The organism is Alicyclobacillus sp. ALC3, from assembly GCF_028751195.1.
Taxonomy (GTDB): domain Bacteria; phylum Bacillota; class Bacilli; order Alicyclobacillales; family Alicyclobacillaceae; genus Alicyclobacillus_L.
In genome coordinates, this window is the sequence record NZ_CP066784.1 from 270140 (window position 1) to 283087 (window position 12948).

The 12948-nt window shown below is 55.1% G+C and carries 14 protein-coding genes; 1 reads left to right on the forward strand and 13 read right to left on the reverse strand.

Annotated features, from left to right (window positions below):
* Window positions 1-133 precede the first annotated feature (133 nt).
* The 5 genes from rpmF to rsmD all read right to left on the reverse strand — a co-directional run bounded on the left by rpmF (window position 134) and on the right by rsmD (window position 2917).
* The gene (rpmF, locus tag JC200_RS01245) at window positions 134-310 is read right to left on the reverse strand and encodes a 50S ribosomal protein L32 (protein ID WP_274434370.1); all 177 of its coding nucleotides are present in this window, start codon (window positions 308-310) and stop codon (window positions 134-136) included.
* Between the two features lie 36 nt (window positions 311-346).
* Window positions 347-850 (reverse strand): YceD family protein, encoded by a 504-nt coding sequence (locus tag JC200_RS01250; RefSeq protein ID WP_274434371.1) that lies wholly within the window; start codon window positions 848-850, stop codon window positions 347-349.
* 70 nt (window positions 851-920) lie between these two features.
* Window positions 921-1730 (reverse strand): patatin-like phospholipase family protein, encoded by an 810-nt coding sequence (locus tag JC200_RS01255; RefSeq protein WP_274434372.1) that lies wholly within the window; start codon window positions 1728-1730, stop codon window positions 921-923.
* 69 nt (window positions 1731-1799) lie between these two features.
* Window positions 1800-2282: a pantetheine-phosphate adenylyltransferase gene (gene coaD, locus JC200_RS01260; protein ID WP_274434373.1), complete on the reverse strand. Its 483-nt coding sequence runs from the start codon at window positions 2280-2282 to the stop codon at window positions 1800-1802.
* A gap of 8 nt (window positions 2283-2290) precedes the next feature.
* Entirely contained in the window at window positions 2291-2917 is a 627-nt protein-coding gene (gene rsmD / locus JC200_RS01265; RefSeq protein WP_274434374.1) for a 16S rRNA (guanine(966)-N(2))-methyltransferase RsmD, read from the reverse strand.
* A gap of 349 nt (window positions 2918-3266) precedes the next feature.
* Between rsmD and JC200_RS01270 the strand changes: the two genes are divergently transcribed.
* Window positions 3267-4664: an amidase gene (locus tag JC200_RS01270; protein ID WP_274434375.1), complete on the forward strand. Its 1398-nt coding sequence runs from the start codon at window positions 3267-3269 to the stop codon at window positions 4662-4664.
* Window positions 4665-4702: 38 nt separating this feature from the next.
* Here JC200_RS01270 and JC200_RS01275 read toward each other — a convergent pair whose 3' ends face one another.
* The 8 genes from JC200_RS01275 to JC200_RS01310 form a co-directional block, all read right to left on the reverse strand.
* Window positions 4703-5254 carry a GtrA family protein gene (locus tag JC200_RS01275; RefSeq protein WP_274434376.1) on the reverse strand — a complete coding sequence of 184 codons (552 nt, stop codon included), beginning with the start codon at window positions 5252-5254 and terminating at the stop codon, window positions 4703-4705.
* Window positions 5255-5259: 5 nt separating this feature from the next.
* A complete protein-coding gene (locus JC200_RS01280) occupies window positions 5260-6414 on the reverse strand; it encodes a glycosyltransferase family 4 protein (RefSeq protein ID WP_274434377.1) in 1155 nt (384 codons plus the stop codon).
* 4 nt (window positions 6415-6418) lie between these two features.
* Window positions 6419-7570: an NAD-dependent epimerase/dehydratase family protein gene (locus tag JC200_RS01285; RefSeq protein ID WP_274434378.1), complete on the reverse strand. Its 1152-nt coding sequence runs from the start codon at window positions 7568-7570 to the stop codon at window positions 6419-6421.
* 21 nt (window positions 7571-7591) lie between these two features.
* Window positions 7592-7735, reverse strand: a complete 144-nt coding sequence (locus tag JC200_RS01290; RefSeq protein ID WP_274434379.1) for a hypothetical protein — start codon at window positions 7733-7735, stop codon at window positions 7592-7594.
* 242 nt (window positions 7736-7977) lie between these two features.
* Window positions 7978-8793 carry an archaetidylserine decarboxylase gene (gene asd, locus JC200_RS01295; protein ID WP_274434380.1) on the reverse strand — a complete coding sequence of 272 codons (816 nt, stop codon included), beginning with the start codon at window positions 8791-8793 and terminating at the stop codon, window positions 7978-7980.
* A gap of 142 nt (window positions 8794-8935) precedes the next feature.
* Window positions 8936-9157, reverse strand: a complete 222-nt coding sequence (locus JC200_RS01300; protein ID WP_274434381.1) for an alpha/beta-type small acid-soluble spore protein — start codon at window positions 9155-9157, stop codon at window positions 8936-8938.
* A gap of 94 nt (window positions 9158-9251) precedes the next feature.
* On the reverse strand, window positions 9252-11297 hold the full coding sequence (gene recG / locus JC200_RS01305; RefSeq protein ID WP_274434382.1) for an ATP-dependent DNA helicase RecG: 2046 nt from the start codon (window positions 11295-11297) through the stop codon (window positions 9252-9254).
* Between the two features lie 5 nt (window positions 11298-11302).
* Window positions 11303-12943, reverse strand: coding sequence for a DAK2 domain-containing protein (locus JC200_RS01310; protein WP_274434383.1), 1641 nt, complete (start codon window positions 12941-12943; stop codon window positions 11303-11305).
* Between the last annotated feature and the right edge of the window lie 5 nt (window positions 12944-12948).

A 12948-nucleotide genomic window follows, 5' to 3' on the forward strand; every position in this document is an offset into this window, starting at 1 on the left:
CAAGCTGCGATCGTGACGCTGACAAAACTGAAACAGGCTGCCTAAGCAGGAATTCTGCTCAGACAGCCTGTGGTCGCCGAGTCCAGGACATGCGGTTCACAGAGCATGACTCCGTGAAACCAAGCACAGAAAATCACCGAACGCTTACGACACTCCGGCCTTTGTAATAGCCGCAGTTCTTGCAGACATGGTGAGGAACAGTGTACTCACCGCACTGTGGGCAAGGAATGAGCCCTGGTGCCTGTAACTTAAAGTGGGTGCGGCGAAGCCGCTTGCGCGTCTTCGACGTTCTATGCTGAGGTACCGCCACGCCCGAACACCTCCTTCGTCAATCAACTTGTTCATCTTACTCTGGTTCGTCTTTTGAAAGCAAGCCCTCTAGCGCTGCCCACCGCGGGTCTTGCACAGCGCGGTCACAGTTACAGCGATGGTCGTTGAGGTTCGTGCCACAGACCGAGCACAACCCTTGACAGTCATCTCGACAGAGTGGCCGAAAATCAATCACCAGATTGACGACTTCTTCAATGTACGGCGTCAAATCCACCTGTGAGCCTTCGACAAGATGCACGTCGTCTTGACGGACGCGTTCCGAAAACTGCTCATCAAAGTTCGCGACGAGCGGACTGTCGTACTCTTCCAAGCAACGAGAACACTCGTAACGAAGCAACGTCTCGAGGTGTCCCCGAACACGACAGATACCGGCCGTACCAATCGCCATCAGGTCACAAGCAATCGGCGCCAAACGAATGACCTGCTGGTTCTCCGCCGCGATGCGTGGAATGTCGACTGCGCCCTGAATCGGGAGAACATCGCCCGCATCGTGCAGTTCCCGAAAATCCAACAACAACAACGACGTCACCTCGTTTGCAACGGAACTTAGTATACGGGGCATGTGCAGACGTGTCAATGCCAAACCGTTGTCACCCTGTATCGACAGCATCGGAACTGACATCTATCCCGCGCCCCGCCAATTGCGCGAGAATCTGTTCCATGTTGGCCACAGCCGCTTGGTAGCCGCTCTCAATCGCTTGATTTGCTTTGTGAAACTGCGAACTCCCCACACCCGACACGTCCGGTTCAATATAGATGTCTGCTGTCTTGGCCCGCATTTTATACACTTCATCCTGCATCAAATCAAGCGACTGCAAAATGACATCCACAACCCCTTGGGGTGGCCTCTCACGCTGAACCGAAGAGACATCTACACCAATGACGACGTCTGCCCCGAGGTCGCGCACGGCCTCAATCGGCACCCTGTCTACAACCCCGCCATCGACATAGACTCTCCCATTCTTGACAAACGGCACAAAGACGCCGGGAATCGCCACGCTGGCACGGACGGCGTCGGCAATTGATTCCGTGCGAAATACGACCCTCTGTTTCGCTACAAGGTCTGTAGCGACAATCGCAAGCGGCTTGTCTGCAGCGTCCACTGTGAGTCCCCGAGTCAACATGTGGATTAGCTGATGCACCTTGTCACCCGAAATCATGCCCATCTTCGGAACTGTCAAGTCCACCCAGTGCCGCCAGCGCAGCGTGACGGCCAACTGTTCCATAAAGACCGTACGCATTCCCGTGGCGTAAAACGCCGCTACCAGTGCCCCCATGCTCGATCCAGACACGACATCGATTGGTACGTGATGCTGCTCAAGCGCCTTTAGTACCCCCACATGAGCAAATCCCCGAGCTCCGCCCGACCCCAGTGCTACCCCGACAACAGGTCGATCCATGTTGGCGTCACCTCGTTGGCTGAAGATGCCCGGAAGACGCGTCGACTAGTCCACAGTTTCCATTAGTAGTCAGTGATTCGCAACAGCCGACTGAACGGCCACAACAACACAATCAGGTACAAAACGAGTCATGTCGCCGCCATGCCAAGCAATATCTTTCACAAGTGACGAACTAATGTAGCTGTACTCCGCCTTGGCCGCCAGGAACACGGTTGTCACCTCTTCGTCGAGTTGGCGATTCATGTGCGCCATGTTCACTTCCATGTCAAAGTCTTGAACTCCGCGGATGCCCCGGACTACCGCGCGCGCCCCGATGCGTTTTGCGTAATCCATCAATAGACCAGAGAAACTGTCGACTTGTATATTCCGCAAGTGGGCAGTGGCTTCCTGAATGAGACGCACCCGCGTTTCAAGCGTCAACAATGGCCTTTTCGCGGGATTAGTGAGGACCGCAACGGTCACTTCGTCAAAGAGTAGACTCGCACGCTCCACGATATCAAGGTGACCGTTGGTGATGGGGTCGAAACTGCCCGGATAGACCGCTTTGCGCATACTACACCTCACATCCGACGGTAGATAGAGACGGCAATGTCGCCATACCGCTTGTTTTTACGTTGTTCCAAGCAACCATAGGTGTCGGCCAAAGTTTGGTGCACTGGATGTTCGCATACGACTCCATGTGTCAGTCCTCCGGGCGACTGTCCGATCACCGACAGCACCTCATCCCACAGCGACGCCGCGTACGGTGGATCGACAAAAACCCAAGCGACCGGAACACCTAGTGAAACAACCCGAGACCAGCCTGTACGCCAGTCACACCGCCATACAGTGACACGCTCTTGTGCCTGGCACCGCCTGACGTTCTCGGCAACAGCCCGCAAGCTCGCCGCGTGCGTGTCCGTAAAGTATGCACCCTCGGCGCCGCGACTTAACGCCTCGAGTCCCAGTGCCCCAGAACCCGCGAAGAGATCAACCGCAGCGCCGCCTGGCCAGTCGATGCCTAGCAAGTTAAACATGGACTCTTTCACGCGATCAGTGGACGGGCGCGCTACACTCCCCTTTGGGGCAACCAGCGTCAGTCCTTTCCATGCTCCAGCGATAATCCGCATCGACTCCTCCTGACCCTGCCAAACGTACGAAACAGTCGTCACCAGCAGGAATGACTTCACTGTACAGTACCATAGCAAAACCTATCCACCCAAACCATTACACGTAATCCGCAGTCTTCTGATCGGACAAGCAACTGACCAAGAAATTTTAGACTGCTCGAGTATACGATGGCTTATTCTGGTTATGCTATAGCTAGCAACGGCGAGAGCTGTTGTAGGCAACCGTGGGTGAAGGCTTAGGATTCCCCATAGGCTCTTCCTCCGGTTTCTCCTCTCCCAGAACATGTCTGACGTTCGTAGAACGCCAGACGGCAGAAACCCCACGCGTACCCGGGCGTGGGTTTTCTGTGTATACACTGTCTCCCCGGTCCCGTACTGCTTCGTCGTAGTATAATTCAGATAGACAGCGGAAGAGGGAGCGGATGGGATGAAATTCTATGCATGGACACTGAGACAGACCCGCGACGCGATTCGCACCGGCCAGGTCACAGCAGAAGAAATCACGCGTTTGTTTATCTCGAGAATCGAACAACACAACCCAGCTCTGCGCGCGTATATCACGATAGCCGACAACGCCATCGAAGCAGCACGGGTCCAAGACGCCAGATTGAGGAACGGCGATCCGGTAGGCCCTCTATGCGGAGTTCCAATTGCTGTTAAGGATCTATTTGACACAGACTTTCTGCCGACTACGTACGGAACAAAGGGCAGAGACAACGTCGTACCTTCAGCCACCGCCACGGCAGTTCAGCTTCTCCAGTCGGCAGGGGCCGTGATCATTGGAAAAACAAACTTACACGAGTACGCCTATGGTACAACTTCAGAGAATCCACATTTCGGAACTTGCTTAAATCCATGGAACCGGGCAAAGATCGCTGGGGGTTCAAGCGGAGGAAGTTCTGTTGCAATTGTCGCCGGGCTGTGTACGGCCGCCCTAGGCACCGACACAGGCGGCAGCATCCGCATCCCTGCAGCCCTCACAGGGCACGTCGGACTGAAACCAAGTTACGGCCTTGTGCCAACTGCCGGAGTCTACCCGCTAGCACCTTCTCTCGATCACGTCGGCCCCATGACACGTACCATAGACGACGCAGCACTGATGCTCGAAGTGCTGAGCAGTTCTGAACGCCATCTGTCGGCTCCGTCATGGACAAAGGACTCCATCACGTCTGACACTCCCCCACACATTCGTGTCGGTGTGCCGAGACGATTTTTCTTCGACAAATGCCATCCGTCAGTCCTTCAAACTATACAGGAAGCGCTCAACCGCATCGAGCGTTCGTGTCCGGAAGTCGTGTTTGAGGAAGTCACCGTGCCACTCATCGATGAGGTCCCGGACGTGCAGAACGCTACCATCGGAAGCGAAGCCCGCGCAATTCACGAGAGCAATCTGCGCGCTCACCCAGAGCGCTACGGCATAGATGTGCGCCAACGCCTTGAAGCAGCCGACAACATACGCGGATGGGAGTACCTCCGCGCTCAATCTGTGCGTGCTGTGTTTCGCCTCGAAGTAGCACACTTACTCGAACAGGTAGATGTCATAGTCACACCAACTACGCCACTCACTGCCACAGATATCGGGCAGGCAAAAGCGCACATCCGAACCCTTGAAGTCGGTGTGCGAGCGCATCTCACCCGTTTCACCAACCCGTGGAACTTGTCTGGTTTCCCTGCACTGACTATGCCGTGCGGACTCACCCCAGATGGTCTACCCGTCGGTCTGCAAGTTGTCGCAGGGCCTATGCAGGACAAACGCCTGCTGCAGATTGCCCGCAGATTTGAGGAAGTACTGGAGTGGACGTCACTCGCACCTGAATTTCGCTAATGTGGTGCATAACCAAGCCCGACCCCAGTGTTTGACGCTCAGGGTCGGGTTCCACGGTCTGAGCGAAACACGAAGAGCCGCATACAGAGGTAGCTAAACGTCGAGGAGATCAGCATCGCCAGTCCTTTCGACAAGTTGCTGCTGACAAAGAGTGGAATGGCGTGGGAAAACACAAGGTAAGTCGATAGCCAGACAACGACAAGGTCGTTGACGGCCACATTGATACCTGCTTGGACAAAAAACAGCACACGTTCCCTGCGGCTGCCGCTAGCTGCATCTGCAAACGTCCAGCGGCGGTTCCACACATAGCTGTTGATGAGCGCACAAAGAACCGCAGCTGTGTTGTAGACGAAGAGGGCGAATGCGGACCGTGTAGGCGCCACCAAGAGCAGCGCGTTTAGCACAACTAGGTCCACAACTGCATTCGCAAAGCCTACGATCAAGAACTTGGAGTATCGCTTTAACGTATGTCGCATGTTCATGACGATGGGCATCTGCGAAGCAGTCAAACCGCCTTCTCCTTCCTCACAGGCAGGAAACTCTTCTCGATCGACCGTGATTACCTCTGTGGGTTCTCGGCCATCCGCCATGGTTCTCACCTTGACCCGTGGACTGGATTTCCCGCAATCGCAGCGTGTCGCTGATAGACTGATTCATACGCGCCAAGCAGTTGCCGGGTGGGACCTGCCCAATCCAACTCTGCCGCAATTTCTCCGGCGCGCGCCAACACAGCTGCGCGGCGTTCCTGATTGTCAAACATTTCACGTAAGGATTCGAGCATAGAGCCTGGGCTGGCAGGGTCAAAGATGAACCCTGCCTTCCCTCCCTCCAACACCTCGCGCGTCGGCGGACTGCTGGCCGCCAGGACGGGCAGGCCGCTGGCCATCGCTTCAAACAGCACGAGTCCCAAAGTTTCCGTCGTAGACGGAAACACGAATCCATCTGCTGCAGCATACGCGTCAGCGAGTTCATCACCGTGCAGAAAGCCAGTGAAGACGGTGTTTGTACCTGCAAACACTCGCTCCAAATCTGACCGGCTGGGGCCGTCACCCACCACAGCAAAGTGAAGGTCTGGCATCTCGTCAAGACACCTGCGCACTTGGTCGATCCCTTTTTCTGGTGCGAGACGTCCCACGTAAATAAGCAGTTTTTGACCGTGGTCGGAAGTTCCTAACAGCCTTTCCCGCATTTCCTCGGTACGAGTCGCTTGGCCGTACATTTCGACGTCCACGCCGCGGTCCCACAGGATTAAATTGCGAAAACGCTGGCTCTCGAGCTCCTTCAGTGTCGCGCGTGACGTGCACAAGTTCGCTTCAGCTCTGTTGTGCAGTGATCGAAAGTACCACCAAAGAGCAGGCTCCAAAAAATTCAAACGGTAGTGGCGCGCATACGCTGGTACATTCGTATGGTATGAAGCGACCAGCGGAATGTGGTAGCGCCATGCGTAGTAAATACCGCCAAGACCAATAAAGGCTGGGTTCAGAACGTGAATGATATCCGGTTGGAATTCACGCAGAACTTTCCCAATGCGCATTCTAGGAAGTGCAAAGTCTTTGTCCGGGTATAGGAAAAACCGGAAAGTCGGCATTCCAACGACCCGTGCCGAGGCGTATTCGGATAGCCCACCTTCAGGAGCAAACAGCAGGATCTCATGGTTGGTAGCCTCAAGGTGGCGAAGAGTCGCGCATAATCGCGTGACGATTCCATCCGTTCCTGGTAGGAACGTCTCGGAAAACATTGCAATCCGCATGCACTTACCTCCAGTTAGCGCTTGGCGCGATCACATCAAAATTCACACGCTCGCGGTAACGCATCGCTGTATCGATCAATTCCACGATTAACTCATCCGACAAGAGATGGGGTTGCAGACCCAAATCGAGCAGTTTCGTGTGAACCGCGTGGTAGTAGTGCTCTTCTTTCTCGACACGCGGGTTGTCCAAATGTGTGATCTCCGCTTGAATGTCAAATCGCTCGGCAGCAACCCGTTGAACGCGTTCGGCGAGCTCTTGGATGGAGAATTGTTCGGTAAATTGGTTGAACACCCGGAATTCTCCGCGTTCCGCTGGCTGCAGAGCGGCCAATTCGATGCACTGTAACGTGTCACGGATGTCGAGGAACGCGCGCGTCTGCCCTCCCTTTCCGTATACCGTCAATGGATGACCAGTTGCCGCCTGGATGCAAAAGCGGTTCAGCGCCGTGCCAAATACGCCGTCGTAGTCAATTCGATTGTAAAGCCCTTCGGAGAGACGGGTTTCGTCAGTCCACAGGCCATACACCACGCCCTGGTTCAGGTCTGTCGCCCGGATGCCCCACGACTTACAAGCAAACATAATATTGTGGCTGTCGTGCACTTTTGACAGGTGATAGAACGAGAAGGGTTGCTTCGGATAGGGAAGTACATCTTCGCGGCCTTTGTGTTGAATCCGAATGTAGCCTTCCTCAATATCTATGTTTGGAGTTCCGTACTCACCCATTGTACCGAGCTTGATCAGGTGACAATCCGGAGTGATGTCCTTAATTGCATACAGCACATTCAGGTTTCCAACGACATTGTTCACCTGTGTAAACACAGCGTGTTCACGGTCAATCATGGAATACGGCGCAGACCGCTGCTCCGCAAAATGCACAACTGCCTCTGGCTGGAACTCGCGGAACACTCGCTCCACAAAGGGGTACTCCTGTAAATCACCGATGTAAATCGGCACCTCTTTGCCCGAAGTTTCACGCCACAGAGCAACGCGATCTTCGAGAGATGCTATCGGGGTCAACGACTGCGTGCCGAGCTCTTCGTCCCATTGTCTGCGGATCAAGCTGTCTACAATCGCCACTTCGTGACCACGTTTTGACAGATGAAGCGCTGTCGGCCAGCCACAAAACCCGTCGCCGCCGGCAATCAAAATTCTCATCCCTGTAGTACCTCCATCGCATCAAATTCGTCGGATGGCAAGAACTCTAGCCACCGCGCCTGCCAACTCACAAACAAACAGGAACAGCGTGATAGACTGTTCCAATACAATGTACAAGTTTTGCGGCGTTCGGGCAAGGATGAGTTGCGAATTACGGTCAGCCACAAATTTTCCTGCCTACTCACGAACGCAAAGGAAAGAGGGTTGCACCCGCTGTGTCTGGGCACAACCCTCTCTGGAGATTAATCCGTCTCACCACGGGCCGTAGTAATCACCCATCTGTTCGCCGGCCTGAACCATCCATGTCCAGTAGGTTCGCAACCCCTTCCCGCAGACGTGCATCACGTATTTTACGGGCCGCATACCCATCACCTCACTTGGGTATAGTGTCCCCGCAGCATCCTGAATTATTCCGTCTCTGCGCGAACCGCCACGGTTTGCCCCATCATCACGGCATCACCACGCTTGACCAGCGGTTTGAGACTAAGTCGAGACGACACGACAACAATCACGGTCGACCCCATTTCAAACCACCCAAGCTCATCACCGCGCTGCAGACACAGGTTCAACTCGCCCTGTTGAACTGCTCGCCGGCGTGGCGCTTGGACCGGTGGACCGTACACGGTCCGGATTCTGCCTACGACGGTCGCCCCGACTTTGACGATAGCAACCGCTCCTTGGTCTGTGTCTACATTCGACACAAGCCGCTCATTTTTTGCAAACAGACCCGGAATCAACTGTACGCCCAGTGGATTGACAGGATAGAGTGTACCGGGAATGTAGCGCCACGAAGTCACCGTACCGTCGAGCGGCATGTGAATTCGGTGGTAATCCCGAGGACTCAGATAGAACGTGAAGTACAGTCCACCCTCAAAGGTTGCCGCATCTTTTGCGTCTGCCAACAACGCGGATAACGTGTACGTTACACCCTTTGCCTGTAACAACAAGCCAGCGGAGACAATCCCAACTTCGCTGACTACTCCATCCACTGGCGCCAAGAGGCCCACCGATTCAATCGGACGAACGTCAGACCTCAGCCGACGCGTAAAAAAATCCCGCAAACTTCTGTAAGCGTCCGCGCAATATTCCGCATCTTCGATGCGAATTTGATAATGTCTGCTGTACCACGGGATGAGCATGCGGCTCAATGAGGTGCCCGAAAACCAACCGACGACCGCCGTCAGAGCACGTTTGGGCAAGACCTGCAAAGCGAACTTGCGCATACAGTCAGCCACTCCTGTCTCTTACCACGTCCATCGTATCGACCGCGGTCGGAACAATCAAGAGCGGAGTTGCCTGCCTCTACAGGCGTGACAAAAGCGGCCAACACAGCGGCCGCTTTTGTCACATTAGATGATGAAATGCTTAGAATCCAGAACGGCCAGCGAGCTGCTGCTCTGCCAACGCCACCATCTTGCGAACCATATGACCACCGATGGCACCCGTGTCACGGGTAGTCATCGTACCCCAATATCCGTCTTGCGGGGGCGTGATGCCAATTTCCGAAGCCACTTCGTACTTGAACTGGTCGAGAGCTTTGATGGCGTTAGGTACAACCGGGGTATTTCTCTTCTGTCCTTGCGCCATGTATCTCACCTCCCCTTTTGATGTAGGCCTAGTATGCTACAGAGGGAAGTAATTATGATTTCCACATTATGGGCTATTGAGAAGCTCACAAAAACTACGCGCGGTACCAGCCTGCATTGGGGATATGTTCCATCCAGTCCCGCAGTTTGCCGTACCGCGGCAGCAGCCAAAAATCGGGCTGCGACAAGAGTTGACTGGCTTCGTCACGCGCAACCTCCATCACTTTCAGGTCCCGCGTCAGGTCGCCAACAGAAAACTCCGGCAAACCGCTTTGCCGCACACCGAGAAACTCACCAGGTCCGCGTAGTTCCAGGTCTCGCTCCGCGATCACAAAGCCATCTGTCGTATCGACCATCGTTTGCAACCTTGCTCTGGCCATGTCATTTCCAGCGTCCGACAGCAGTACACACTCGCTCTCTCTCTCACCACGACCAACTCGACCGCGAAGTTGGTGAAGTTGCGCTAGACCAAACCGCTCAGCATGGTAAATCAGCATCACTGTTGCAGACGGAACATCGATGCCTACTTCAATGACGGTTGTGCTGACCAGGACGTGCACTTCACCAGCGAGAAAACGCCGCATCACCGCGTCCTTGTCCGCGGTTGACATGCGCCCGTGCAGCAAATCGGTTTGGTAGCCGGCAAACTCGTCCTGCAGGCGTACGACGAGTTCTGTCGCCGAACGAATATCCGTCAGCGCCTCTGAGGAGTCTACCAGCGGCGCCACCACATAAACCTGCTCTCCGCGCGCCAAGTGCCGACGAGCCAGTCGAATTGCATAAGGCTCACGTGCAAACGGTAACCACACTGTGAAGATCGGTTGTCTGCCAGCTGGGCGCTCACGCAAGACGGACACATCCAAATCACCATAGACCGCCAAAGCCAACGTTCGTGGGATTGGCGTAGCCGTCAGCATCAACACATCTGGCACATGGCCCTTGTCGCGCAAGACAGAGCGCTGCGCCACACCAAACCGATGCTGTTCATCCGTCACGACCAGCCCCAGGTCATGAAATTGCACCCTGTCGGTCAGCAGAGCGTGTGTGCCGATTAACAAATCGATTTGACCTACTGCGAGCGCCTGCAAAGTTTCCTGTCGTGCTGACTCCGTGGTAGCACCAGTCAACAATCGCATCCGAACACCGAGAGAACCCAGAATTGGTTCCGCGTTTCGAAAGTGCTGTTCCGCCAACAATTCCGTAGGCGCCATCAAAGCACTCTGCGCGCCAGACCGTGTCGCAGCGAAGACCGCGTAAAAGGCGACCCATGTCTTCCCCGAGCCAACATCTCCCTGTAGCAGACGAGCCATAGCACGAGGAGCGCGCATGTCAGCAACAATTTGTGAACATGCCGCTCTCTGCGCTTCGGTAAGGGGATACGGTACAACTGCGGCAAACTGGTCCATGACATCATCTGGCACATTGTGTGCTGTGCCTTCCTGTACCCCTGTCTCTTGCGCACGGTACCACTGAAGTTGTAGTTGAAAAAGAAAAAACTCTTCGAAAGCCAATCGTCGATGAGCCTGATGCAAATCTTCTGAGGAGCGAGGACGGTGCATGGCAAACACCGCCTGGGGATGAGAGATCAGGCGGTACTTCTCGCGGTATTGTACAGGCAAGACATCAGGCAAGCGGTCACCAAATTGCGTCAGTGCGCGTTCCATCACGGACTGTAGTTGCGCAGACGACATTCCGCCAACACTCCGGTAGACTGGTGTGAACGCCCCACCAAGATGCGCAGCCGCCAAAGAAAAATCCGTTTGACTGACGACGATGACCTTACGCACAGCGTCGTAGCGGCCTGACACGACTAGGACCTGCCCATCGACCAACTTTTGTCGAAGATATGGTTGATTGAACCACATAGCTGTCAACCGCACGCGCCCATCGATCCGGACGGCCGCAGACACAGTCGAACGTTTCCCGGTCCAGCGGATTTTCGCTGCCCCTTCGACCACTGCCCGCGCCGTGACCTGGGTGCCGTGCACAAAGGCTTCAAACGGCTTTACACTTTTGTCTTCGTAGCGCACCGGAAAGAAGTGCAAAAGTCCGTCCACTGTACGGATTCCCGCATCCTCCAGAAGAGCCGCCTTTGCCTTACCGATGCCTACCACGTGTGAGACAGGAAGAGATTGTTCCATGCAACTTACTCCAGCGCAAAAATGTAGTCGTAAACAGGTTGACCGCCTTCACGGACCTCAACTTCAATACCGAACTCGTTCTCAACTTCATTCGTCAAACGTTCCAGTTCATCGGAGGCAACGCCTGACCCATAAAACACAGTCAATAGTTCAGCGTCCTTGACCCCCATGGCTGATATGACGTTCAATGCGACAGCGAGCCTGTCGTCACCCACTTCAGTCAAGTCTTGGTCAACCAACCCTAAGTACTGATTTGCCTTAATCACCCGCTCTTGAAACACGCTGTCGCGCACTGCACGTACTACTTGGCCAGCGTTTACCCCGGCCATCGCAGCCTCCATCCGCTGTGCGTTGACCTCAGCCGAATCCTCGCTGCGCATCGCCATCAACGCGGCGATTCCTTCGGGTATCGAACGACTCGGGACTACCTGCACAGACTCACCCAATACATCACGTGCCTGATTAGCTGCCATGACGATGTTCCGGTTGTTCGGCAAAACAATTGTCTCCACGGCGTTGGCACGGCGCACAGCATCGACAATGTCCTCTGTGCTTGGGTTCATGGTTTGCCCACCCGAGACGACGATTGTCGCTCCAAGGCTTGTGAACACCTGTTGCAGGCCTTCTCCCGCTACCACGGCGACGACCGCAAGCTCGGTTGGCTGTCGCGTATCCTGTGCGGTTTGAATGTCTGTGTGCTGTTCTGTCATGTTATCAATCTTAATTTTGATCAGTGTACCGTGTATCAACGCATCCTCGAGGACACGCCCGGGGTGCAGCGTATGGACGTGCACCTTCACCAGGTCTTCTGCAGATACAACGAGCAGTGAGTCACCATAGGTGGCTAGCTGCTGACGCAGCACTTCCTCGGTGTCCGCTGCACGTGCCCCGTCCACCCGAATCAGTGTTTCCGTGCAGTACCCAAACTCTCCTTCGTGGTCGATATGAGCCGCCGCAAAGTCCAACACAGGCTCGGTCGACATCGTCCCCGCAGGTGAAACCGTTTCACCTTCACCTGCTGCCTCTTCACCGCGTAAGAAGGCCAAGAATCCCTCGTAGATATAAACTAAGCCCTGACCACCCGAATCTACAACTCCGGCTTCCTTCAGCACGGCGAGTTGCTCAGGGGTTCGACTCAGCGCGACGCGCGCAGCGTCACAAACCTTTGCCATCCACGCTTCTAGACCGTGCTCCTGACGGGCTTCACGCGTGCCTGCAGCTGCTGCTTCACGGGCAACTGTCAATATCGTACCCTCGACCGGCTTTGCGACGGCCCGGTAAGCAATGGAAACGCCTTCCTGAAGAGCAATCGAGAAGCTCGTGACGTCTAGATAGTCAGCACGTTGCGCTGCTCGGATGAAGCCACGAAACAACTGAGACAAAATCACGCCCGAATTTCCTCGAGCTCCCATTAACAGGCCAGAGGCGAGCGCTTGTGCCGCTCCGAATAGCGTCTGGTCTGTCCGAGCCAAGAGGCGTACCACGCCGGAAGCAAGGGACAACTCCATATTGGTGCCGGTGTCACCGTCAGGCACCGGGAATATATTCAGCGAGTTCACCACGCCCACATGCCGCTTTAGCCGTGCGTGCCCGGCAGCGACTAACTGCGCAAATGCCTCGCCGTTCAAACGATCCAACGAAGTCATGCAGT